This is a genomic window from Streptomyces sp. NPDC055103 (assembly GCF_053607625.1).
Window position 1 is genome coordinate 16,875 of the sequence record NZ_JBSGTX010000061.1, and the last position, 23,768, is coordinate 40,642.

At 72.4% G+C, this 23,768-nt stretch carries 15 protein-coding genes and 1 pseudogene; 3 read left to right on the forward strand and 13 right to left on the reverse strand.

Annotated elements, in window-relative coordinates; all coding sequences use genetic code 11:
- Positions 1-510: 510 nt before the first annotated feature.
- Genes ACWFR1_RS30495 through ACWFR1_RS30555 form a run of 13 tightly spaced genes read right to left on the reverse strand, consistent with a single transcriptional unit; the run spans position 511 to position 18,237 of the window.
- Entirely contained in the window at positions 511-1,677 is a 1,167-nt protein-coding gene (locus tag ACWFR1_RS30495) for an SDR family oxidoreductase (RefSeq protein WP_453556876.1), read from the reverse strand.
- Positions 1,677-2,759 carry an ROK family protein gene (locus ACWFR1_RS30500; RefSeq protein WP_453556878.1) on the reverse strand — a complete coding sequence of 361 codons (1,083 nt, stop codon included), beginning with the start codon at positions 2,757-2,759 and terminating at the stop codon, positions 1,677-1,679. The genes ACWFR1_RS30495 and ACWFR1_RS30500 overlap by 1 nt, the downstream gene beginning before the upstream one ends.
- Positions 2,740-3,144 (reverse strand): cupin domain-containing protein, encoded by a 405-nt coding sequence (locus tag ACWFR1_RS30505; protein WP_453556880.1) that lies wholly within the window; start codon positions 3,142-3,144, stop codon positions 2,740-2,742. The genes ACWFR1_RS30500 and ACWFR1_RS30505 overlap by 20 nt, the downstream gene beginning before the upstream one ends.
- Positions 3,141-4,343, reverse strand: coding sequence for a sedoheptulose 7-phosphate cyclase (locus ACWFR1_RS30510; RefSeq protein WP_453556882.1), 1,203 nt, complete (start codon positions 4,341-4,343; stop codon positions 3,141-3,143). The genes ACWFR1_RS30505 and ACWFR1_RS30510 overlap by 4 nt, the downstream gene beginning before the upstream one ends.
- Complete coding sequence (gene malQ, locus ACWFR1_RS30515; protein ID WP_453556884.1) at positions 4,321-6,399, reverse strand: 4-alpha-glucanotransferase; 2,079 nt, start codon at positions 6,397-6,399, stop codon at positions 4,321-4,323. Before malQ ends, ACWFR1_RS30510 begins: the two co-directional genes overlap by 23 nt.
- The gene (locus tag ACWFR1_RS30520) at positions 6,396-9,488 is read right to left on the reverse strand and encodes an HAD hydrolase family protein (RefSeq protein WP_453556886.1); all 3,093 of its coding nucleotides are present in this window, start codon (positions 9,486-9,488) and stop codon (positions 6,396-6,398) included. The genes malQ and ACWFR1_RS30520 overlap by 4 nt, the downstream gene beginning before the upstream one ends.
- 12 nt (positions 9,489-9,500) lie before the next feature.
- Positions 9,501-10,619: a sugar phosphate nucleotidyltransferase gene (locus ACWFR1_RS30525; protein WP_453556888.1), complete on the reverse strand. Its 1,119-nt coding sequence runs from the start codon at positions 10,617-10,619 to the stop codon at positions 9,501-9,503.
- Positions 10,612-12,735 carry a glycosyltransferase gene (locus tag ACWFR1_RS30530; RefSeq protein WP_453556890.1) on the reverse strand — a complete coding sequence of 708 codons (2,124 nt, stop codon included), beginning with the start codon at positions 12,733-12,735 and terminating at the stop codon, positions 10,612-10,614. The genes ACWFR1_RS30525 and ACWFR1_RS30530 overlap by 8 nt, the downstream gene beginning before the upstream one ends.
- A 1-nt stretch (position 12,736) precedes the next feature.
- Positions 12,737-14,308, reverse strand: a complete 1,572-nt coding sequence (locus ACWFR1_RS30535; RefSeq protein ID WP_453556892.1) for a phosphotransferase — start codon at positions 14,306-14,308, stop codon at positions 12,737-12,739.
- 8 nt (positions 14,309-14,316) lie between these two features.
- Positions 14,317-15,117, reverse strand: coding sequence for an ABC transporter permease (locus ACWFR1_RS30540; protein ID WP_453556894.1), 801 nt, complete (start codon positions 15,115-15,117; stop codon positions 14,317-14,319).
- Positions 15,114-15,929 (reverse strand): ABC transporter permease, encoded by an 816-nt coding sequence (locus tag ACWFR1_RS30545; RefSeq protein WP_453556896.1) that lies wholly within the window; start codon positions 15,927-15,929, stop codon positions 15,114-15,116. The genes ACWFR1_RS30540 and ACWFR1_RS30545 overlap by 4 nt, the downstream gene beginning before the upstream one ends.
- Entirely contained in the window at positions 15,926-16,948 is a 1,023-nt protein-coding gene (locus ACWFR1_RS30550; protein ID WP_453556898.1) for an ABC transporter ATP-binding protein, read from the reverse strand. The genes ACWFR1_RS30545 and ACWFR1_RS30550 overlap by 4 nt, the downstream gene beginning before the upstream one ends.
- Positions 16,945-18,237: an aspartate aminotransferase family protein gene (locus ACWFR1_RS30555; protein ID WP_453556900.1), complete on the reverse strand. Its 1,293-nt coding sequence runs from the start codon at positions 18,235-18,237 to the stop codon at positions 16,945-16,947. Before ACWFR1_RS30555 ends, ACWFR1_RS30550 begins: the two co-directional genes overlap by 4 nt.
- A 241-nt stretch (positions 18,238-18,478) precedes the next feature.
- Between ACWFR1_RS30555 and ACWFR1_RS30560 the strand changes: the two genes are divergently transcribed.
- The 3 genes and pseudogenes from ACWFR1_RS30560 to ACWFR1_RS30570 form a co-directional block, all read left to right on the forward strand.
- Positions 18,479-19,546 (forward strand): glucose-1-phosphate thymidylyltransferase, encoded by a 1,068-nt coding sequence (locus ACWFR1_RS30560; protein WP_453556902.1) that lies wholly within the window; start codon positions 18,479-18,481, stop codon positions 19,544-19,546.
- Positions 19,543-20,535: a dTDP-glucose 4,6-dehydratase gene (rfbB, locus tag ACWFR1_RS30565; RefSeq protein WP_453556904.1), complete on the forward strand. Its 993-nt coding sequence runs from the start codon at positions 19,543-19,545 to the stop codon at positions 20,533-20,535. Before ACWFR1_RS30560 ends, rfbB begins: the two co-directional genes overlap by 4 nt.
- A gap of 142 nt (positions 20,536-20,677) precedes the next feature.
- Positions 20,678-23,734, forward strand: a pseudogene (locus ACWFR1_RS30570) (alpha-amylase family glycosyl hydrolase); the annotation flags it as partial.
- Positions 23,735-23,768 lie beyond the last annotated feature (34 nt).

Sequence of the window (23,768 nt, forward strand, 5' to 3'; positions counted from 1 at the left end):
ACGGCTGGTGGCGCGACTACTGGCCGGACGCCTACGCCACCGACCTCAACAACGACGGCTACACCGACTTCGTCGGCCGTACCAAACAGGGCGACCTCTACCTGTACCCGGGAACCGGGAAGACCGGCATCCACAGCGTCGGCACCCCCGTCCTCCTCGGCGACGGCTGGTGGCCTGCCCACTGGAACACCATCCGCTTCGCGGACGTCAACCATGAACTCCTGATAGGTGGCGGAGCACACCATGAAGGAGGAGGTGGGGAAGGTCTCCGGGGCGTCGATGCGGCGGGAGGGACGGCCCCGCGCGCGCCGACCACGGGTTTGAGGATGTCCGGGACGCCGTCCCCCGTCACCACCGTGGACGAGCCGAAGGCGCCGTCGGACCGCCAGGACACCGCCTGCCGGACGCCGATGGTGTCGCTCTCCACGACGTGGAACTCCCGCCCCAGGCGGCGGACCGCGTGCTGGGCGCCCAGGGCGTGGAGGTCCTCGTGCACCGATACGGAAAGGATTACGCCATACCGCAGTCCTCGCTGTGACTGGCCTCGCCGTACGAACATCCGGTCTTGGACGGCGCCCCGGCCAGGTTGTCGGCGACAATCTCCAGACCGGTCGTCTGACGGACCGACTGCTCCCATGCCCGAGGCTGCTCGGGCGTCTTGAGCACCACGTAACTGTCGGGCCGGGATGAGACGGCCGTGCATGTCGGGGCGGCGGAGGCCGCCGACCCGGACCGGAGGAACCGTGACGCCAAGGCCTCGGCCGCCGTTGCCACGCCCTGAAGAGGGACGGCGTTCATTCCGGGCACGGTGGGGAGCAGTGTGCTGGACAGGCAGGTGTTCTGCGGTCTGGAGGCGTAGCGGCCCGCCGCTCTCGGGACCGGATGTACCAGGGCCGTCGGGGCGTTCAGGGCGCGGGCGATCTCCCGGGCCCAGGCCGCCCGGGAGACGCGTTCGGGGCCGCCCAGGTGCAGTACGGGCGGCAGGTCGCCCTCGTGCGCGAGGAGGCGGGCGACCACCCTGGCGACGTCGTCCACGAGGACCGGAGTGGTCCACTGGTCGGCCGGTGCCTCCACCGGCTCGCCCCGGGCCAGGCGGTGGGCGCACGACGCGAAGAAGTTCAGCCACTTCTCGCCGCCCGCGGGCTCGTGGCCGTAGACGAGACTGACGCGCAGGGCTGTCGCCGGGGAGGCCGCCTCGGACAGCAGCACCTCCTCGGCGGCGCGTTTCGCCGCCCCGTACGCGTTGACGGGTGCGGTCGGGGTGGACTCGACGTTCTCTGCCCACCTGCCGTCGAACACGTTGTCCGTCGAGATCATCACGATGCGGTCCAGGCCCGGTACCGCGGCGAAGTGGGCCGTCGCCGCCCTGTGTGCCGCGGCCGCCTCCTCGGGATGCGCCTCGCACCAGGTGACGTCGGACGGCCCGTGGACCAGGACGACCGTGCGGGGCGCGACCGTCGCCACCACCCGATCGCAGGCCCACGCGTCCGTGGCGTCCAGCGACTGCCACCTCGCCCCGTAGTCCTCGGGTGCGACCGTGGGCCGTCCTCGTGAGCCGAGCGTCACCTCGTGGCCCTCGGCGACGAGCCGGCGGGCGATCTCGGAGCCCACGAAGCCGCTGCCGACCACGAGCGCCCGGCGAGCCGTGCCGGGCGATCTCTCCGTACGTCCGGGCATCAGAGGGTCACCTTCTCCCGGTGGGCCGCGAGAGGACGGCCCATCAGCCGGCCCACCCCGATCAGGCCGTGGTCGTCGTCGTCCTCGCCAAGGACGACCATGGCGTCTACCTGAGCGGCCGTCAGCCCGAAGCAACCCTGTCGTACGAGCTCCTCCACCAGCAGTTCCCGGTAGCGCTCGCCGATCGCGAGGGCGAAGCCTCCCATCAGGACGTACCGGCGGATCCCGATCGACGCGAACACCCCGCCCACCGCTGCCGCCAGGTGCACGAGGGTGGAGCGCAGCACGGCCGTCGTGAACGGGTCCCCGTTCCGTACGGCCCGGGCGATCTCCGGATTGCCGAGGAGGCGCGGATCGGCGGCCCCGGCGCGGGCCGGTGCCGAGCGGGCGTACCCCGCCGGGTCGGAGGCCGCCGCCCGGCGCACCGCGGCGAGGACGCCCCGCCCCGAGGCGATCGCCCCCAGGTGCCCGCGCCCCCCGCAGTCGCACAGCGGGGCGTCGGGGGAGCGGTCACAGGTCCAGTGGCCGAGTTCCCCGCCGTGCCCCTCGATGTCGAGGAGCACGTCGCCGTCACGGAAGACCTTGTTCCCGATGCCGGAGCTGATCGTCAGGAGACAGAACGGGACCGGGCTCTCCGTCCCGTACCGCCAGGCGGCCGCCGTGAGGTCGTTGACGACGAGCACCGGCACGGACAGCCGGGCGCTCAGGATCTCCCGCAGCGGGAGGGGCTCGCCGCCCGCGCCCCACACCGTCGGGGCCCTCAGGACGGTCCCGTCCCGGGCGACCGGGCCGGCGAAGGCGACGGCCAGGGCGGGCGGGGCGGCCGGGGCGGTTCCGAGGCGCGCGCCGGCCTGCCGTTCTGCCTCGCGCACGATCTGGTCGACCACCTGCTGCTGGAGCACCGGTACAGGAGCACCCGGGTGGCCGGCCATGCCGTCCACCGGTGTCCTGCGCACGTCGGAGAGGCGTCCGCCGCCCCGGGCGTCGAACGTGCCGACGCGCAGCGTCGTCCCCCCGACGTCCATCACGGTCACGGCCTCGCCGGTCTCCGTCACCGTCGGGTCACCGGGCGGGATCGCCATGGATGTCCTCCCTCTCGTGCGCCGCCACCTCGAAGACGAGCAGCGCCAGTTCCGTGTCCGTGTCATTGCTCAGACCGTGCTCGCCGAAGGGCTCGTTGGGGATGACGTCCCCGGCCTCCACCCGGAACGCCTCCCCGTCCCGGTACATCACGCCGCCCCCGCTGAGCACGACGTACGTCTCGCGGTCGTGACCGTGCCGGTGCCGTCCTATGGACGTCCCCGGCGGCAGGACGGCCAGGTCGATGAAGTCGGCGCCGGCTCCTTCGCCCCGGGCGAAGATCCGGTGGGCCAGGATGGTCCCCGCCCCGCCGTGGTCGTGCGGTTTCGGGGACAGCAGGTGCCGCAGGTTGACGAGGGGCCGCGTGGTCCCGGTGCCGCGGGTCACAGCGCGGCCTCGTGGGCGAATCCCCGGGCTCTCCGGGCGAGTTCGTCCAGGGCCAGGCCGAGTACGTCGCGGGGCACGTCGGTGAGGTCGTCGACGAACGTGGCCTTGCCCGCGGCGATGGGGACCACCAGGTGCAGCCGGCGGCCGCGGCGTTCCCAGGACTCCTCGAGCGCCCGGTTCATCAGTTCCGGTGTGCACGTCTCCGCGTCGAAGACGGGCAGCCCGATGCGGGCCAGGAGACCGATGATCCGGTCGCACTCCCGCTCGTCGACCAGACCGAGCCGCAGCGCCAGGCAGGACGAGAGCGCCATGTCGACGGCCACGGCCTCGCCGTGTTCGAGGCGGTGGTCGCCCGCCGTCTCGATCACGGGGCTGAAGGTGTGGCCGAAGTCCACCAGGCGGGCGAGCTGGTGCTCCCGCAGGTTCGGGCACAGCTCCTCCATCATCAGCCGCATGGAGGTCCGCAGGATGTACCTCTCGACCTCGGGCGGAGTCGGGACTCCGGCCGGCCGGAACGCGTCCGGGTACCGCTCCAGCGTGCGGAAAAGCTCCTCGTCCAGGATCACGGCCATCTTCACGATCTCCGCGAGACCGCAGCGGATCTCGCGGAGCGGCAGGGTGGAGAGGAACGCGGGATCGCTCAGCGAGGCGTGCGCCGGGTGGTAGGCGCCGAACATGTTCTTCGTGTGGAGGGCGTTGACCCCCGTCTTGACGCCGACGCCGACGTCCACCTGGCCGACGAGGGTGGTGTTGATCCGGACGTACCGGATCCCCCGGGAGTACATGGAGGCCGCGAAGCCCACGACGTCCGAGACGATGCCGCCGCCGAGGGCCAGCATCACCCCGTGCCGGTCGAGTCCGTGTGCCTTGGCCAGCGCGCAGACCCGCTCCGCCATGGCCAGCGTCTTGTTCTTCTCCCCGGTGGGAATCGTGTGCAGCGTCCATGTCCCCGGGGCCAGGTTCGCCTCCAGGTAGGCGCGCAGCGCCTGTCCGTACAGGCGGTCGACGGTCGGCCCGGTGAAGGCGACGACCCGGCGTCCGCCCACGGCCCGGGCGAGTGCGGGATTCCCGGGGGAGAGCACCTCCGGGACGAGGTCCGACCGGTATCCGGTGCCGTCCGGCGCGAGCAGGCTGAACCCGTCGGCGTCCTCCCACACCCCCGACAGGCGTTCCTCGTCAACTAGAACCCGGCTTGACATGCCTCTCCTCGTCAGTCACTCGGTGTGCTTGTGGCCGGCGTGCGTACACCCCGGCCAGGTGGCGGAGGAGCGGAGCCTCGGACAGCTCCTCCAGGGACACGGGACGACCCTGCTCGTCGGTGATCGGCAGGCACCAGTTGGGGTGGATCCCCGCGGTGCCGGGCAGGTTCTGCGGCAGCCGGTCGCCAGTCGTGTCCGGGAGCCAGACGCCGATCATCCGGGCCGGCGTCAGACTCAGGTACGTGTGCAGTGCAGCGACCTCGCCGGCGGGATCGGGCAGGAGCCCGAGCCGTTCCAACTCGGTTATCCAGCCGTCCCGTTCGCCGGCGGCCTCGGCCTTCTCCTCCTCCGGCGGCCGGGTTAGCAGCCCCAGTGAGGCCCGCAGGTCGACGTGTTCGCCGCTGAGCCAGGCCGCTGTGGTGGGCAGGTCGTGCGTGGTCAGGGTGGCGAGACAGTGCTCGCGCCACTGTTCCGGCGGCAGGGGGCCCGCCCGGCCCTCGGAACCGCCCTCGTACTCGAAGCGCTGCACGGCCGTCCCAAGGACGCCCTGTGCCGCCAGCTCCTCGCGGACCTCCGGCTCGACCGTGCCCAGGTCCTCGCCGATGACGAACGCCCCGGCGGCCTCCGCCTCGGCGCCCAGCACGGCCAGCATCGCCGCGCCGTCGTACCGGACGTAGGTGCCGTCGGACGGGGGACGGCCCTCCGGCACCCACCAGAGGCGGAAGAGCCCCATGACGTGGTCGACGCGCAGGGCGCCGGAGTGCCGCAGTCCTGCTCGCAGCAGTCGGGCGAACGGCCGGTATCCCTCCGCGGCCAGCGCGTCCGGACGCCACGGCGGCTGACCCCAGTCCTGACCGGACGGATTGAAGTCGTCCGGCGGGGCGCCCACCGACATCCCATCGGCCAGACAGTGCTGGAGCGCCCAGGCGTCGGCCCCCTCGGGGGCCACGCCCACCGCCAGGTCGTGGACGAGCCCGACGCGCATCCCGGTCTCCCGCGCGGCGCGCTGGGCGCCGGCGAGCTGCTCGTCGGTGATCCAGGCGAGCCACCGGTGGAAGTCGACGGCGCCGGACAGGACCCGGCGGGCGTCGGCCACGACCGTCGACCGGGGGTCGCGCAGCGCGGCGGGCCAGGAGCGCCACGCCGGGCCGTGGACCTCGGCAAGCGCGCACCAGGTGGCGAAGTCCGTGAGGTCGCGGCCCTCCCGCGCCACGTACGCGGCGAACGCCGCCTCGCGCCCGGGCGAGCGGGTCACCTCGTACACCTCGCGCAGGGCCAGGTGCTTCAGCTCGCGCACCTCCTCGCGTCGGATGAGCGACTCCCCGGCGAGAACGGCGGAGTTGAGGGACGCGGCCCGGTCCGCGAGCCGCCGGACGCGGGCGCGCGGCCCCTCCGCCAGGTACGCGAACTCGGGGACGGCCTCGACTCGCACGTGCATCGGGTCGGGGAAACGCCGGCTGCTCGGCCGGTAGGGCGAGGGGTCCGGCAGCGGACCGGGCTCCATCGCGTGCAGCGGCCCCAGTTGGACGAAGTCCGCTCCGAGGTCCCGTCCCGCCCAGGAGGCCAGCTCGGCGAGGTCACCGAGGTCGCCCATGCCCCAGGAGCGGCGCGAGAGCAGGAAGTAGAGCTGGACGAGGAGGCCCCACGAGTACGGTGCCGGGGCCGACCGCTCCGGCGCGACCAGCAGCACCGCGGCGTCGTGCCGTCCGTCCCGCTCCACGCTCAGCGTGTGGGACCCCACCGGCAGCGGCTCGTCGAGTCCGCGCGTACGGCCGTCGGCGCAGAGCACGTCGGCCCTGGTTCCGGCCGGCAGCTTCGGCCGGGGACCGCGAGGCCCCCGTACGACTACGCACGGCGGAACCAGCCGGCGGGCCCGCTCGGCGCGGTGGGCCGCTAGGGCGGCCTCCGCGGCGGCGGGCGTCGAGGCGTCGACGCCGCAGGCGGCGAGCACCGAGACCAGGGTGTCCCGGGGGACGTCGACCTGGCGCCCCCGGTCGGTGCGGTAGCTCGTCGCCACGCCATGGGCCTCGGCGAGACGGAAGAGTGGATCGCTCACGAGCCACCTCCCATTGGGACCACGGGCGTGCCGAAGAGACGCTCCAGGACCGCCGCCACACCGTCCTCCTCGTTGCCAGGCGCGATCTCGTCGGCGACGGCCCGCAGCGCGGGGTGCGCGTTGGCGACCGCCACCCCGTGGCGGGCGAGCGCGAGCATCGGCAGGTCGTTGGGCATGTCACCGAACGCCACGGTCTCCTCGCCCGTGCGGCCGAGGACCTCCAGAGCCCGCGCCACGCCGGTGCCCTTGGTGATGCCCCGCGGCAGGATCTCGACCATGCCCTGGACGGAGTGGACGACGGTCACCTCCTCACCGCAGAGCCGCCGCGCCGTCTCGGTCAGCTCGTCGTCCCCGAGGACGCGGTGGTGCAGCACCAGCTTGTCGATCGGCGTCTCCCACAGCAGCGACCGGTCGGCCGTGACGTCCCAGCCGTGCCGCACCCGCTCACCGAAGCCCGGTGTGACCTTGAACCGGCTCTCCGGGGGCGAGGTCACCACCCCCAGTTCGAGCGGCCCGACGAGGTCCTCGACGCGGGCGACGACCGAGCGTGCGAGTCCGGTGTCGAGCCGCTCGGCGGTCAGCAGCCGGTCGGCGCCCGCGTCGTACAGCTGCGCGCCCTGTCCGCAGACGGCGAGTCCCGTGTAGCCGAGGGAGTCGAGGAGCCGGCGGCAGGCGGCGGCCGGACGACCGGTCACCACGAGGTGCCGGGCCCCGGACGAGGTCACCAGATCGAGCGCGTGCCGGGTCCGCGACGAGACCGTCAGATCGCCGCGCAGCAGCGTGCCGTCGAGGTCCGTGGCCACGACGTGGAAGGGCGGGGCCTCAGGGACGGGGACGTTGTCCCAGGTCACCCGGCCGGAGGCGAGCGTGAGCCGGAGGACGAGACCGGCCCTCAGGTCGTCGGCCCTGACGGAGCCCCGGAAGACGCCGTCGTCGTCCCGGCGCAGCGCGGCGGTCCGGGTCCTGCCCGCAGGGGGCACCGGCTCGTCCGACAGCGCGGCCTCGGCCGCCGATTCGAGAGGTTCCGGTCCGGACGAGTCCGTGCCGGCCACGCCCGGCGGCGCGTCCCCCTCGACCACGACGTCGACCGCCGCCACCTCCGGATGCCGGTACTCCACCCGCAGCGTCCCGTCCGGCTCGACGGGGGAGACACGGCAGCGGTGCCGGACCGGGGACATCAGCGCCTCGCGGCCCGCCGCCTCCGCCAGCTCGGCGCAGCGCGGGAAGTCCGCCCGTGCGAACGCGGCGGCGAAGAGCGCCTGGTACGCGGCGGCGTCCAGCTCGGCGCACCGCCCGTAGGCGGTGGCGTCCCCCAGTTCGAGGGAGCGCCGGACGATCGCCTCCCGGTGCTCCGCCCACTCCACGTCGTCGAGCAGGTCGAACCAGCCGTACCGGATCGCGTCCCGCGCGGGGAGCCGGCGCGGGACGTCGTCGAGGAGCTCCCGGAAGACGGCGAGGCGCCGGCGCGCGCTCTCGCCCCAGGTGAATCCACGGGCGGTCCTGGAGGCGGCGGCAGACAGGCGCGCGTACGCCTCGGGTTCCTCGCGGAACATCCGCTCCGCGTCACGGATCCGCTCCGCGAGCAGCGCCGCGAGCTCCCGGTCGTCGTCGCGGAACGAGCCGCGGACCGCGAAGCCCGTCGCCCGCGGGTCCTCGTGGGCGCGAGCGTGGCCGAAGTGGGCGGTGGTCCGCTGCGCGGTGCCGACGGGTACGGCGCCGCAGGCCATCGCCTCGGCCTGTGCGATGAGGAAGCCGTCGAGCTCGAACTTCGACGGGTAGACGCAGAAGTCCGCGCAGGCGGCCTCCGCGAAGAGCGCGTCCTCGTCGACGAGCCGCCAGTCGAGCCGCACCCGGTCCGGGTACGTGTCGGCCACCCGCTGGAAGTAGGCGTTGGCGGGCGACACCTCCGCCACCCCGCCCGCTCCGGTCGCGCACCGCAGCAGGAAGGAGCCCTCCGCTCCGCCGGCCAGGACCTCCTCCACCGCCCGGATCAACTCCAGCTGGCCCTTGTGGTGCACCGCGTACCGGGCCGCGTGGTAGAAGACGGGCCGGGCGGGATCGAGGCCGAGCGAACGCAGCACGGCGTCCCGGTCGACGTCCTCCGGGTCCCCGGCGAGCCACGGGCCGGAGACTCCACAGCCCCCGTCGAACAGCTTGCCCGCCTGCTCACGCAGTAGGCCGGAGACGGGAAGCGACGCGACGTACCGCTCCATCGGGGTGTCGGCGAAGGTGCTGTAGTGGTCGCGCTGCCCGGGAGAGACGAAGTCCACCAGATCGGCGTGGGAGAGGAGTTGGGGGAAGAGGCCGACGTGGTCGGGGCCGTACTCGGTGTGCAGGCGTGTCGCCGACAGCGCCCGCACCATGGCGGCGGCCGGCGAGTCCTCCGGCGGCGGCGTCTCCTCCCAGGCGTCGAGGGCGCTCCCCCCACCGGCCGCGGTACCGGCGCCGGCGGGCCCGGGTGACGCGTCGAAGAGACCCAGCAGAGCCTCGACCTGGGGCCGGTAGACCTTCTGCGTGATCGGCGCGTTGGCCGCGACCGTGCTGACACAGCGCCACCGGGGGTCGCCGCGCAGTACAAGCGGGACCAGGTAGTGGTAGGACGGTTCGAAGCCGTGGACGATCGCCGGCTCCTCCCCGCCGAGCCACTCCCGCAGGAAGCGCAGTCCTGCCACCTGGAAGACCAGCGGCTTGAAGAACGACAGGTCCCGGCCCTCGGAGTCCGGCGGCGGATACAGCCGGTCCGGCAGCAGGTCCAGCTGGGCGTCGGACAGGAAGTACACGTCCACGCCGTCGAGCCGCAGCAGATGGGCCCGCGTCGTCAGCGGCAGCACCGTCTCGGCGGGCCGGCCGGGCCAGGTCTTGGGATCGAGCACCAGCGGCACCGCGTGGTCGGTCCGGAAGTCCAGTTCCTCGATCGCGTACGACTCGCGCAGCCGGTCGAGGTGTCCGTGCGCGGGTGTCACGATCGAGACCCGGTGTCCGAGGGAGACGTACTCCCGGGACAGGTTCCACACCAGTGGCGACAGACCCCCGCGCATCAGCCGGGAGTCGAAGCCGCCGCATTCATAGGCGAAGTTGACGATGTGCATGGGTGTGCTCCCTCAGCGTGCGGGGTTCGGTGCGAGCTCGACGTGCTGGACGAACCCGTCCTCCAGGACGACCGCGGAGTCGATGTCGGCGCCGTCGGGCACGACGGCGCCGGGCAGCACGACACTGCGCCGCACCCGGGCGTCCGTGCCGATCCGTACGCCGGGGAAGAGCACGCTGTCCTCGACGTCACCCCGGCTGACCAGGTCGAAGGGGACCACGGAACGGCGGATGCCGGGCGACTCGGCGACCCGGCCCCGGTGCAGGTACGGCGAGATGGTCCAGGGCAGCGACCGGACCGGCAGGGTGGCGTCGGGGCGGGTCATCGCGAGATGGGCGCGGTGGTAGCGCTCCACCGTGCCGATGTCCTCCCAGTGGCCCTCGACGCGGTGCCCCCGGATCCGTTCCCCGGCCGCGAGCATCGCGGGGATCACGTCCCGGCTGATGTCGTGCTGCCAGTCCGTGCCCTCCAGCTCCTCCAGGTACCGTCGCAGCACCTTGGCGTCGAACACGCAGAAGGCGGCGAACACCAGGTCGGAAGTGGGATGTTCGGGCTTCTCCACGAAGGTGCTCAGGGCGCCGTCCCGGTCGAACGCGACCATGCCGAAGAGGTGGACCCAGCGCGGGTCGATCCGCTGGTAGGCGATCGTGAGCGCCGCCCGCGAGGCCATGTGCCCGCGGATCAGCGGACCGTAGTCGAACCGGTAGACGTGGTCGGCGTGGAGCACCATCACGTGCTCGGTCCGGGGGCCGAAGATGTGCTCCCCCTTGCGGATGAGGGCGTCGGCCGTTCCCTTCTCCAGGGGCCAGGTGCGGTCCGGTAGCCGCGCGGGCAGCTTCTCGCCCGCGGTGCGGTACGCCTCGTCGTACGGCCCGAAATGGATCCGGAAGTCGCGCGAGGCGCCGTTCCAGGCGGAGTGCAGGTCGTCCATCAGGAGACGCTCCTCGTACTGCGAGAGCAGGAGCACCTCCCCGAGGCCGGAGTCGCGCGCGTTCGCCAGACTGAAGTCGATGAGCCGGCAGGCACCGCCGTACGGCACGAGCGGCTTCAGGCGCCCGGTGCCTAGCCGGCCCATGCGCTCGCCCCGGCCACCGGCGAGCAGGACGGTGCGGACGGAGTCGAACTCAGCCATGACGCACCTCGTCCCAGGCGATCCGGCCGTTCGAAAGGGTCAGGAGCAGCTGAGCGGCGGAGCCCGCCGGCGGCGCCGCCCCCACGAACTCCCCGGCCGCCCCGCGGGGCCACTCGGTGATCTCCGCCTCCGCCCGGCCACCGGGCTCCCGGAGTCCGGGAACGACCAGTTCGACGCGCTCCGCGTGGGCGAGCCGGTAGCGCAGGCCCTCGCCGTGGGGCACGCACCGGTCGCCGAGGCGGGCCACCCGCTCCGGGGGTATCGCGTCCGGCCACTGTTCCGCCACCTCCTCGCACACGGCGAAGTCGGCGCGCGCCCAGGCTGCGTCGAAGAACCGGAGGGCCAGTGCCCCGGTGAGGGGGCCGAGCCGCTCGGCGGCGGCCAGGTCGCCGGCTTCCACGGCCGCGTCGAGCACTTCCTGAGGGCGCTCCTCCCAGATGCGGGACGGCAGGGTGTCGAACCAGCCGTGCCGCAGGGCGGTATCGGCCGCCGGCGCGGGGGCAACCCCGTGCCAGAGGTCCCGGAAGACCTCCAGATGGAGATCGGCGCAGTGGTCCCAGGTGAAGCCGCGTGCCACCTGCCGGGCGCGGACCGACAGGGCCCGGTACTCGTCGGGCCGGTCGTGGAAGAGGCGCACGGCCTGCCGGAAGCGGTCGGCGAGGCCGTCGACGAGGAGCGCGTCGTCCTCGGCGAAGGACCGGTTGACCGAGAAGCCGGTCCGGGTCGCGCCCTCGTCGGCGTGCCGGAAGTGGGCCATGCCCCACTGGGCGGTGGCCACCGGTACCGCCCCGCACGCCATGGCCTCGCCCTGGGCGATGAGGAAGGTGTCCATCTCGAACTTGGAGGGGAACACGCAGAAGTCTGCGGAGGCGGCGTAGTCGAAGACCCGGCTCTCGTCGACCCGTTCCCACTCCAGGTGGACCCGTCCTTTGTGGCGTTCGGCGACGTCGTGGAAGTAAGGGTCGTCGATGCCCGTGCCGGTGATGCAGCGCAGGACGAAGTTGGCCGCGAGGCCGCCGGTGAGGACCCGGTCGATCGCCCGGACCAGTTCGACCTGGCCCTTGTGGTGGACCGCGTAGCGGGCGTTGTGGAAGAACGTCGGGAGGGACGGGTCCAGACCGAGTCCGGAGAGGACGGCGTCCCGGTCCACCGCGTCCGGATCCGGGGCGAGCCAGCTGTCCGAGATCGCGCAGCCGCCGACGAACTGCTTGTGCGCGTTGCGGCGGACCGTCCGGGACACCGGCAGCGCCGCGAACAGGTCCTCGAACGGGGTGTCGCGGAAGCCGTTGTAGAAGTCCCGCTGGCCCGGGCAGAGGAAGTCGATCGCGTCGGAGTGGTCGGCGACCAGACTGTAGACGGTGAGGTGGTCGGGCGGGTACTCGTAGTGCAGATGGGTGCGTGTCTGGTACTGGCGCTGGGCCTCGCGCTCGCCGGCCGGCAGCGGCGGTTCCTCGTCCGGCAGCGGCGGCGCGCCGAGGAGGTCGAGGAGCCTGCGGACCTCGGGCCCGTACACCTTCTTGGTGATCGGCATGTTGCTCTGCACGGTGGTGACCACGCTTTTCAGCGGGTCGCCGCTCAGCGCCGGCGGCAGGAGGTAGTGGTAGTACGGCTCGTGGGCGTGGACGATCGCCCGTTCGTCGCCGAACCAGCCGCGAAGGAAGCGCACACTGTCGGCCTGGAAGACCAGCGGCTTGAAGAAGGTGAGGTCCCTGCCCTTGGCCGAGTACGGCGGGTAGAACGTGTCGGGCAGGCGGTCCAGGTAGTCGTTCGACAGGAAGTAGAGGTCGACGCCCTCCTTGCGGATCCGGTGAGCCGTGGTGCGCAGCTCCACGGACACCTCGGCGGGGAAGCCGCGCCACACCTCCGGGTCGAGGACGAGGGGCAGGGTGTAGCGGTCCTCGTACGGGAGGTCCTCGACCGTGTGGCGGCGGCGCAGGTCGTCGAGACGCCCGTGGGCCGGGGTCACGATGGACACCCGGTGGCCCTTGCGGGCGAAGGCGCGGGAGAGGTTCCAGAGGTACACCGAGGTGCCGCCCTGGAGGAAGGTGTGGTCGAACCCGCAGCATTCGAAGTACGTCTCGATGACGTGCAGCGGTTCGTCGGTCACGTCACTCACGTCAGGTCCTCGTGGTCAGGGTGAGGGGGAGCGGGGAGGGAAGACCGAGCGCCATGGCGTGGCGCAGGTCGATCGCGGCGTGGTACGGCCGGGCGTGCGCGAAGTTGTAGTCGAGCTCGTGGAGGAGGCGGCGCAGGTAGAGCAACCGGCGCAACGGATCCTCGGGGAGCCCTCGTTCGGGTCCGGCAAAAACCTCGCCGGCCTCGCCGGACCCGCTGGACCCGCCGGACCGTTCCGACCCGTCGCGCGTGAGCAGCAGAGCGGCGACGTGCCGGCGCCACCTGTCCGCGGCCTCGAACACGAGCAGGAGCGCGGACCGCTCCCGTGGCGGCATGCCGGCGCCGCCGTCGAGCGAGGCGAGCATCGTCTCCGTCGAGTCGATCCCCAGGAGCCGGGCGCTCTCGTACGCGGCTTCGTCGGCGCTGAAGTACTCCAGGGCACGTCCCAGCGCCACCAGGTCCTGCAGCGGGGACTGTTCGGCCCAGCCCGGCTCGTCGGGACCCGTGCCGGGGGTGGAGATGTCGATGAGGCGCGGCGGGTCCCACAGCAGGTGCGACAGATGGAGGTCCCCGTGGCAGGGCCCCGCCGGGTGAGTGGCGGTGGCGTCGAACGCCGTCCGCAGCAGCTCGATCTCCGAGGCGAGCGAGCCGAAGGCCTTCTCCAGCGCCGTCGGGGGGAGTTCCACCCCGTCCCGGGCCCGCTCGGCGAGCGCCTGGCACCGCTCCTCGGCGTCCCGGAGGGCGCGCTCGACGGGGTAGTCCGGCGGGGGAGTCCCCCGGCCCAGCCGTGTGCGCAGCTCCTCGTGGAACCCGCCGAGGAACGAGCGGGCCGTGCGCAGCGGGCCGGCCAGGGGAGCGAGGTGCTCCCGGACCAAGCCGTCCAGGCCCCCGGAACGGTGCGTGTCGTCGGTGTCGCCAGGCTTCCGAATGCCCGTCACGTCGCCCGTCAACCGGGGCCAGAGCGCACGCAGGTTGGCGCGCAGCGGGGTGTCGATCCCGCTGCCCGGGGTGTACGTGTAGACCACGCCGAGCGCGAGCCGCTCCGCCCCGGCCGGGGGGACGTAGCAGTAGTCGCCGAACCACCGGGGCGTATGACCGCTGCCGTTCATCAGGCGCAGCAGTTCGGGCTCCCGTACCTCGGCACCGAGGGTGCGGTAGGCCTTGTGGAGGTGGGGGCGGCCGTCGATGTCGAGGAGCGAGAGCGAGTTCGAGGACCAGCCCTGCGCGAAAGGGAGGGGGGAGACCGTGCGGGCCGCGGTTCCGCCGCCGCGGAACTCGATGTGCCCGCCGCGGGCGGTGGGGATCCGGCCTCCGGCCGCCATCAGCCGTACACAGGCCAGGTCGAAGGCCTCGGAGCCCTGGGCATCGGTCAGGCGGCCGGTCGCGTCCGTGTGGGCAGGGGCGAAGAGGAGCCGGCCGTGCGCCGGGCCGCCGACGACGGCCACGAGGAACAGCGTGGTGCCGGAGCCGAGGGAGGCCTCGTCGATCGGCGCGTAGCGGTCGGCGCGGCGGACGTCCTCCGGCAGCCAGGCCGCGCCGCGCAGCAGTTCATGGAGCTGGGTGTCGCTGGTCACGCAGTTCGTCAACTCCCGGTCATCTCGTATCGGGAAAGTCCGCGCCGCCAGAGCGACAGCGCGGCGAGCAGGGAAAGACCCGTCACGGCCGGAAGCCACCGGATCAGTTCGGTGGAGCCGTGCAGCAGGTAGACGGCCGGTGCGTACGAGGTGAAGGCGAAGGGCAGGACCCAGGTGAGGAGCATCCGCAGCGACGGGTGGTAGAGGTCGAGCGGATAGCCGGCGAACTCGGACACCTGGGTGACCGTCTGCATCGCGGGCATGCTGGTCACCGTCCAGAACGACAGGGACGCGAAAAAGAGCTTCACGGCGGCGTGGATGAGCGCCCCGCAGACGATCAGCGGGAGCACGAGCGCCCATTGCAGGGCTGTGGGGTCGAGGCCCAGCTCGGCTCCCGCCCAGAGCACCAGGACGGCGCCGACGGCCAGTTCGCCGAATCCGTCCGGGTGGAAGAAGCGTTCCGAAAGGAGCGAGAAGAGCGGGTTCACCGGGCGGATCAGATAGCGGTAGAACTCGCCCCGCTGGATCAGCTTGCGGCTCAGCTCCCACAACTGGTCGGTGAAGAGGTGGTCGAGCCCGCGCGGCAGCAGGGAGCAGCCGAGGAGGAAGAGCACCTGGTGGTAGGACCAGCCGGCGATGGCGGGGACGTGGGTGAAGACCACGCCCACGGCCAGGGTCTGGAGCCCGACGCGGACGAGGAAGGCCCCGGAGCCGAGGAGGAAGTCGAGACGGTACGCGGTGAGCCGGTGCAGGCCCACCCCGCCGAGGAAGAACGCCAGGCGCAGATGGCCGCCGAGGGTCCGGTTCATCCGCCCAGCACCTCCAGCCGCCCCGCCGCGCCGCGCCACAGGACGGCACACAGCAGGACGAGTCCCACGGTCCAGCCGAGCTGGTGGCCGAGGACGGCGGAGGCGCCGCCGACCCCCTCGTACCGGCCGAGCAGGAGGGTGAGGGGCCCGTCGGCCATGGCGCGGAAGGGCAGGACCATCGCCAGGGCGTGCAGGGGGCCGGGCAGCAGGGCCAGGGGGACCATCTGTCCCGCGAAGAACGCGACGATCCCCTGTTTGACCATGCGGACGCCCCAGGTGTTCGTGGTGACGAACCCGGCCATGCCGGTCAGCAGGTTGACGCAGAAGGCGATGACCGCCGAGAAGGCGGTGGACAGCACGAAGAGCGCCGCGTCCACAGGGGCGGGGGTGGCCAGCGGGACGAGGACGGAGAAGAGCACGAGCAGCGGGACACCCACGAGGAGCGCGTTGGCAGCGATCACCGGCAGGCAGGCGGCGAAGCGGACCAGCGGATAGCTCACGGGACGCACGAGCATCACCGCGATGTCGCCGCGGTAGACCTCGGCCGCCACCTCGTCGTCGACCCGGTTGGCGTGCACCACGGCCAGGACCTGGGCCACCACCAGATAGGTGGTGATGCTCGCCGGGGTGAAACCCCCGGGTCCGGGGCCCGGGGAGCCCGCGTACACCGCCCGCCACAGGAAGACGGTGACGGCGGCGCCCGCCGCGGCGGTGACACCGGTGATCAGGAAGGTGGAGCGGTACTGCAGCAGGGACTGCAGCCCGCTGGTGGCGAAGGGCACGTAGGTGCCGGCGCGCAGCGTGGCCCTCACACGGCACCGCCGTTCCGCGCGGCGGGGACGCCGCCCCGGTAGGTCTGGCGGAGCACCGTCTCCAGGTCCGGTTCGGGGGCGTAGCAGTCGGCGAGCTCGAAGTGCTCCAGGAGGAAGCCGAGTACATGCCGTGAGGTGAAGGCGTCCGCCGGGTAGTCGACCCGGATCCGGCCCTCGTTCGTGAGGCCCGCCGTGGCGCCCGGGAGTCCTGTCTCGATCCGGAGGACTGTGTCCTGCGCACTCGGACCGCCGCGGTGGTCGAAGACGACCGAGCGCCGGTCGGCGCGGCGCAGCAGGTCGTGGAGCGTGCCCTCGTGCACGACCCTGCCGCCGTCGACGACGAGCGCGTCGTCGCAGATGGCCGAGATGTCGGAGAGGTCGTGGCTGGTGAGCAGCACGGTCGTGCCCAGCTCGGCGTTGGCGCGGTTGACGAGGGTGCGGACGGCTTCCTTGAGCACCATGTCCAGGCCGATCGTCGGCTCGTCCCAGAAGACGACCTTCGGGTCGTGCAGCAGGCTCGCCGCGATCTCGGCCCGCATCCGCTGCCCCAGGCTCAACTGTCGTACCGGTGTGGTCCCCAGGGCGTCGATGTCGAGGAGCTCGCGGTAGAGCGCCAGGTTCCGCTCGTACACCGCGTCCGGTATCCCGTAGATCCTGCGCAGGATCTGGAAGGAGTCCGGCACGGAGAGGTCCCACCACAGCTGGCTGCGCTGCCCGAAGACCACGCCGATCGAGCGGGCGTTCTCCCGGCGCTGCCGGTAGGGCTCGACGCCGTCGACCAGGCACCGGCCGGAGCTGGGGGTCATGATGCCGGTGAGCATCTTGATGGTGGTCGACTTGCCGGCCCCGTTGGCGCCGATGTACGCGGTCTTGGAGCCGGCGCGGAGCCGGAAGGAGATGCCGTCGACGGCGCGCACGGTCCGGTACTCCCGGGTCAGGAGCGTGGAGAGGCTCCCGAGCAGACCGGGCCGCCGCTCGGTGATGCGGAAGTCCTTGGTGAGCCCTTCGGCGACGATCATGCGGCCACCACGCGTTCGATGGCCTGCCCGAGGATCCGTACACCTTCGTCGAGGAGCGCCTCGTCCAGGGTGAAGGGGGGCGCGAGCCGGATGATGTGACCGCCGACCGAGGTCCGGAGCCCCAGGTCGAGGGCGGTGGTGTAGACGGCGCGGGCGGTCTCGGGGGCGGGGGCCCGGGTGGCGCGGTCGCGGACGAATTCGAGACCGTGCAGCAGGCCGACGCCCCGGACCTCTCCGAGCACCTCGAAGCGGGCGTGCAGCGCGGTGAGCTGCTCCCTCAGCCGGTCCCCGAGCACCCGGACCCGCTCGATGAGCCGGTCGCGCTCCACGACCTCCAGGGTCGCCCGTGCGGCGGCGATGCCCAGCGGGTTCCCGGCGTACGTGGACGCGTAGGCGCCGGCCGGTGAGGCCGCGGGGGAGTGCAGCAGGTCGTGCCGGCCCGCGAGGACGGCGAAGGGGAAGCCGTTCGCCATCCCCTTCGACATGGTCACGAGATCCGGCTCCACGCCCACGAGTTCGGAGGCCAGGAAGGCGCCCGTACGGCCGCCGCCCGTCGCCACCTCGTCGGCGACCAGGAGGACGCCGTTGTCACGGCAGGCCTCCGAGACGCGCTCCCAGTAGCCGGGCGGCGGCACGATGACCCCCGCGGCGCCGAGCACCGGCTCGAAGACCAGGGCGGAGACGTTCGGCTTGGAGGCGATGTGCCGGTTGACGAGGGAGGCGCACCGGACGTCGCAGCTGGGGTACTCGAGTTCCAGCGGGCAGCGGTAGCAGTACGGCGCGTAGCCGAGGACGCTGTTCCCCGCGAAGGCCTGGTGGCCGACGTCCCAGTGGACCAGCATGCGGGCGCCCATGGTCTTGCCGTGGAAACCGTGCCGCAGCGCGCCGACGCGGTTGCGGCCCGGCTCGGCCGTGGCCTGGACGACCCGGAGTGCGGCCTCCACCACCTCCGCGCCGGTGGAGAACAGGGCGTACGTGTCGAGGTGTTCGGGAAGCATGCGCGCCAACAGCTCGAAGAAGGCGGCTCGTTCGGGCGTGGAGCTGTCGTGCACGTTCCACAGCCGCTCGGCCTGGCGGGTCAGCGCCGCGACGACCTCCGGGTGGCTGTGCCCCAGTGACTGGGTGAGCGTGCCGGCGGCGAAGTCCAGGTACTGGTCGCCGTCGAGATCCGTCAGGACGGCCCCTCGTCCCTCGGTGAAGACGCGCCGGGCGAGCGCCGCCTCCTCGGATGCGCCGGGCGCCAGATGTCGTGCCTCTCTGACCAGCAGTTCTCGCTGGTGACCTGCCACCGGTTGCCCCCATGGGTCGGACGAACTGGATTGCACTGGAAGCCAGTTGATCGTTCTGACGTGCGAGTGAAGCACCCCCGGGTGACCACTAGCAAGAGATTTCAGAAACTTTCAGACATGACTTGCAGTACGTGGCGCGGCTCTGCTTGAGTCGCCGATGCGACCGCCGACAAGTGCCTCGAGAGCGAGGAGGGACCGTGCCCATACACCGCCAGGCCGCACCCGACCGAAGGCAGCCGATGTGAAAGCCCTGGTCCTGGCCGGTGGAACCGGCAGTCGACTGCGCCCCTTCACCCACTCCGGGACCAAACAGCTCCTGCCGATCGCCAACAAGCCGGTGCTCTTCTACGGCCTGGAGGCCATCGCGGAGGCCGGCATCAGCGAAGTGGGCCTCGTCGTGGGCGACTACGCGGGCGACATCCGACGGGCCGTCGGCGCCGGGGGCTCCGCCTTCGGACTCGACATCACCTACATCCCCCAGAGCCACCCGCTGGGCCTCGCCCACGCGGTGTCCCTCGCCCGCGACTTCCTCGGCGACGACGACTTCCTCGTCTACCTGGGCGACAACTACCTCCAGGACGGCATCAGGGACTTCGTCGCCCACGCCACGCTGCACCCCGCCGCTGCCCGGCTGCTCGTCACCTCCGTCGCCGACCCCAGTGCCTTCGGCGTGGCGGAGGTCGAGCCGAGCGGCCGCGTGACACGGGTGGAGGAGAAGCCCGCGCACCCGCGCAGCGACCTCGCCCTCATCGGCGTCTACGCCTTCGGCCCCGCGCTGCACGACGCGGTGCGAGCGATCCGCCCCTCCGCGAGGGGCGAACTCGAGATCACCCATGCCATCCAGTGGCTGATCGACGACGGGCAGGACGTCCGCGCCGAAGCGACCTCCTCCGTGTGGCGCGACACCGGCAGCGTCGACGACATGCTGGAGGTGAACCGCCACGTCCTGGACGGCCTGAACGGGCGACTCGAAGGAAAGGTCGACTCCGACAGCGCCGTCGTGGGACGAGTCGTCCTCGGCGAGGGAGCCGTGGTCAGGGGATCGCGGATCACCGGCCCCGTCGTCATCGGCCCCGGCAGCGTCATCAGCGACGCCGTCATCGGCCCCTACACCTCGATCGGCGCCAACTGCCGCGTCCACGACAGCTCGATCGAGACCTCGGTCCTCCTCGACGGGGCCGACGTCGACGGCGCCGGCCGCATCGAACGCTCCTTCATCGGCCGCGACGCCGTCGTGGCGGCCCCCCGGTTCCCGTACGCCCATCGCCTCGTGCTCGGCGACCACAGCAAGGTGCATATCCACCCATGACCCGACGCATACTCGTCACCGGCGGCGCCGGATTCATCGGCTCGGCCCACGTCCTGCGCCTCCTCGGCCCCACCGGGCCGCCGGATGTCTCCGTGACCGTCCTCGACAACCTGACCTACGCGGCCGGCCCCGCCCATCCGAACCCGCTGCGCGACGACCGGCGCTTCCGGTTCGTGCACGGCAGCGTCACCGACGCGGAGCTCGTCGACACCCTCGTCCCCGGCCACGACGAGATCGTGCACTTCGCGGCCGAGTCCCACGTCGACCGGTCGATCGAGGACGGCTCGCTCTTCGTCCGCACCAACGTCCTCGGGACGCAGACCCTCCTGGACGCGGCCGTCCGCCACGACGTACGGACCTACGTCCAGATCTCCACCGACGAGGTCTACGGCTCGATCGCCGAAGGCGCGGCGGCGGAGGACGCGCCGCTCCTGCCCACCTCGCCCTACTCCGCCTCCAAGGCCGCCGCCGACCTGATGGCACTCGCCTACCACGCCACCCACGGTCTGGACGTCCGCGTCACGCGCTGCTCCAACAACTTCGGCCCCCGCCAGCACCCCGAGAAACTGATCCCGCGCTTCGTGACCGCCCTTCTGTCGGGCGAGGACGTGCCCCTGTACGGCGACGGCTCCCAGATCCGGGACTGGCTCCACGTCGAGGACCACGTCACCGCCGTCGAACTGGTCAGGACCGGCGGACGCCCCGGCCGGGTCTACAACATCGGCGGCGGCACCTCCCTCACCAACCTGGACCTGACCCGCCGCCTCCTCGCTCTCTGCGGTGCCGGGCCCGACCGGATCGCCAGGGTGACGGACCGCAAGGGCCACGACCAGCGGTACGCGGTGGACGACACCCGCATCCGGCGGGAACTGGGCTACGCACCTCGCGTCGACTTCGCCGCGGCCCTCGCCGACACGGTCCGCTGGTACGCGGACCGGCACCCGCGGACGTCCGACGACCGCCCCGTGGCCGCGGCCCTCTCCTCCTGAGCCCGCGCCGGCGACCTCTCGCGCCGCGCCCGCGTTCTCGCAACACCGGCCGAGCCCGGCCGTCCCCTTCCGTACCCGCCCCTCCACGCTCCCGAGGAGCAGCGCACCCGTGACCGGACCTCTCCGGCGCTCCGCCATCACCCTGGCGACCGCCCTCCTGGCGACGGCCCTCACCGGCACACCGTCCACGGCGACCACGACACCTTCGCAGGCCGCACCACCCCCGTCGGACCGGGCGCTCGCCGCACAGCCCGCCCGACACGACCTGACCCGCGAGCAGTTCTACCTGGCGCTGCCCGACCGCTTCGCCAACGGCGACACCTCCAACGACCGGGGCGGACTCACCGGCACCCGCATGGAGACCGGCTTCGACCCCACCGACAGGAAGTTCTTCCAGGGCGGCGACCTCAAGGGGCTCACCGAGCGCCTCGACTACATCAAGGGCCTTGGCACGACCGCCCTCTGGATGGCCCCCGTCTTCACCAACATCCCCGTCCAGAACAGGGGAGACGCGAAGGACGCCACGGCCGGCTACCACGGCTACTGGATCACCGACTTCACCCGGGTCGACCCGCACTTCGGCACCAACGAGGACCTGCGAACCCTGGTCGACACCGCCCACGCCAAGGGCATGAAGGTCTTCTTCGACGTCATCACCAACCACACCGCCGACACCGTCGACTACGCCGAGAAGGAGTACGGGTACCGCCCCAAGGGCGCGTTCCCCTACCTCGACAGCACCGGCCGCCCCTTCGACGACACCGCGGAGGCCCCCCGGATCGACGCCGACTCCTTCCCCTACACCCCCGTCGCCACGGCACGGACCAAGGTGCCGGACTGGCTCAACGACCCCACCATGTACCACAACCGGGGCGACTCCACCTTCGTCGGTGAAAGCGGCCTCAACGGCGACTTCTTCGGCCACGACGACCTGTGGACCGAGCGTCCCGAGGTCGTCGAGGGCATGAAGAGGATCTACGAGAAGTGGGTCGAGGACTTCGGCATCGACGGCTTCCGCGTCGACACCGTCAAGAACGTCGACATGGAGTTCTGGACCCAATGGGCCACCGCCCTCGACGCGTACGCCGAGAAGCGGGGACGTGCGGACTTCTTCATGTTCGCCGAGGCGTTCTCCGCCGACGCGACGATCACCGCCCCGTACGTCACCCAGGGCCGGCTCGACTCCACCCTCGACTTCCCGCTCCAGTCCGCCCTGCGCAACTACGTCTCGCGCGGCGGACCCGCCGGAGACCTCGCACACGTCCTCGCCCAGGACCACCGCTACACCACCGACAAGGCCAACGCCTACGAGCAGGTCACCTTCCTCGGCAGCCACGACATGGGCCGGATCGGCACCTTCCTCACCCAGGACAACCCCGGCGCCACCGACGCCGAACTGCTCCGCCGCGACCGGCTCGCCCACGAACTGCTCCTCCTGAGCCGGGGCAACCCGGTCGTCTACGCCGGTGACGAGCAGGGCTTCACCGGCTCCGGCGGCGACGCCGACGCCCGCCAGACCCTCTTCGCCTCACAGGTCCCCGACTACCTCGACGACGACCTCATCGGCACCGGCCGCACCCACGCGACCGACGCCTTCGAGCCGGGCCACCCCCTCTACCGGGCGATCGCCCGGCTCTCCCACCTCACCAAGCACCACCCCGCGCTGCGCGACGGCGTCCAGATCGAGCGCCACGTCGCCGAGGGCCAGGGCGTCTACGCCTTCTCCCGCGTCGACCCCCGCAACCGCACCGAGTACCTCGTCGCCGTCAACAACGCCGAGGAACCCCGGACCGCCGAAGTCCCCACCGGAGCCACCCACCAGGACCTCCTCCCCCTGTACGGCACCCACCGGCCCCTGCGCAGCGGACCCGCCGGCACCGTGACCGTCACCGTGCCCGCCCTGTCGGCCGTCGTCCTCAAGGCCCGCACCCCGCTGCCCCGCGACGCCGCCGCGCCCTCCCTCACCCTCTCCGTCCCCCCGGCCGGAGCACGCGGCACCGTGGAGATCGGCGCGACCGTCTCCGGAGACCCCCTCACCCGTGTGGTCTTCGCCGCCCAGGTCGGCGACGGACCCTGGAAGGTCCTCGGCTCCGCCGACCACGCCCCGTACAAGATCACCCAGAACCTGCCGGGCGACACCGCCGCGGGCACCCCGCTGCGCTACAAGGCCGTCGCCGTGGACGGCTCGGGCCGCACCGCCGCCGCCCTCGGCACCACCACGGCCGGCGAGAACCCGCCCCGGGCCAGGCCGAAGGCCGAACGCCGGTACGTCGTCGTGCACTACCAGCGCCCCGACGGCGACCACGACGGCCTGCGGCTGCGCACCGGGTCCGGCACCGCCGAGTTCGCCGGCCGTGACGCGTACGGCGCCTTCGCCTGGGTGACCCCGCCCGAGGGAACGACGAGCCTCTCCTTCACGGTGGAGAAGGACGGCGTCCCCGACGGCCCCGAACGCGTCCTCGACGTCACCGCCGCCGGCGAGGTCTGGACCCGCCAGGGCTCCACCCTCGTCGACGCCACCCGTCCCGCCGCCGCCCAGACCCCGCAGGACCCGGCCACGGCCGTCATCCACTACCACCGGCCCGACGGCGACTACGACGGATGGGGGCTGCACGCCTGGACCGGAGCCGCCCACCCGCCCGAATGGAACGACCCGATCCGGCCCGTACGCCGCGACGCCTTCGGCCTCGTCTTCGAGGTCCCCCTCAGCGGGAGGGCCCGCTCCCTGAGCTACATCCTCCACAAGAAGGAGGAGAAGGACGTCGCCACCGACGAGGCCCTCGACTTCCGCCTGCACGGCCGGGAGGTCTGGCGCATCGCCGGAGACCCCGCCTACCTGTCGCCCTCCCTCGGCGGGGCCTTCCCGCTCGACCTGAGCCGCAGCGACGCCGTCTGGCTCGACGACACCACCGTCGTCTGGCGCGGCACCGGCACCGGGGTCGCCAGCCAGCAACTCGTCTACGCCCCCGGGGGCATCGCGCTCACCGACGGGGCCCTCTCCCACGAGGGCCGGTGGCTGCGTCTCACCCCCACCACCCTCTCCGCCGACCAGCGAGCACGCCATCCCCGGTACGAGGGCTGGTCGGCCTTCGCCCTAGACCCCCGCGACCTCGACCGAGCCGCCGAGGCACGACAAGGACAGCTCATCGCCACCCAGCGGGCCGCCGACGGCGCACTCCTGGGCGCGACCGGCGTCCAGCAGCCCACCCACTGAACCGCTCTTCTGGAAGGGA

Coding starts and splice junctions, on each gene's coding strand:
- ACWFR1_RS30495 (WP_453556876.1), bottom strand. CDS start 1,677: ATGCCCGGACGTACGGAGAGATCGCCCGGCACGGCTCGCCGGGCGCTC.
- ACWFR1_RS30500 (WP_453556878.1), bottom strand. CDS start 2,759: ATGGCGATCCCGCCCGGTGACCCGACGGTGACGGAGACCGGCGAGGCC.
- ACWFR1_RS30510 (WP_453556882.1), bottom strand. CDS start 4,343: ATGTCAAGCCGGGTTCTAGTTGACGAGGAACGCCTGTCGGGGGTGTGG.
- ACWFR1_RS30520 (WP_453556886.1), bottom strand. CDS start 9,488: ATGCACATCGTCAACTTCGCCTATGAATGCGGCGGCTTCGACTCCCGG.
- ACWFR1_RS30525 (WP_453556888.1), bottom strand. CDS start 10,619: ATGGCTGAGTTCGACTCCGTCCGCACCGTCCTGCTCGCCGGTGGCCGG.
- ACWFR1_RS30540 (WP_453556894.1), bottom strand. CDS start 15,117: ATGAACCGGACCCTCGGCGGCCATCTGCGCCTGGCGTTCTTCCTCGGC.
- ACWFR1_RS30550 (WP_453556898.1), bottom strand. CDS start 16,948: ATGATCGTCGCCGAAGGGCTCACCAAGGACTTCCGCATCACCGAGCGG.
- rfbB (WP_453556904.1), top strand. CDS start 19,543: ATGACCCGACGCATACTCGTCACCGGCGGCGCCGGATTCATCGGCTCG.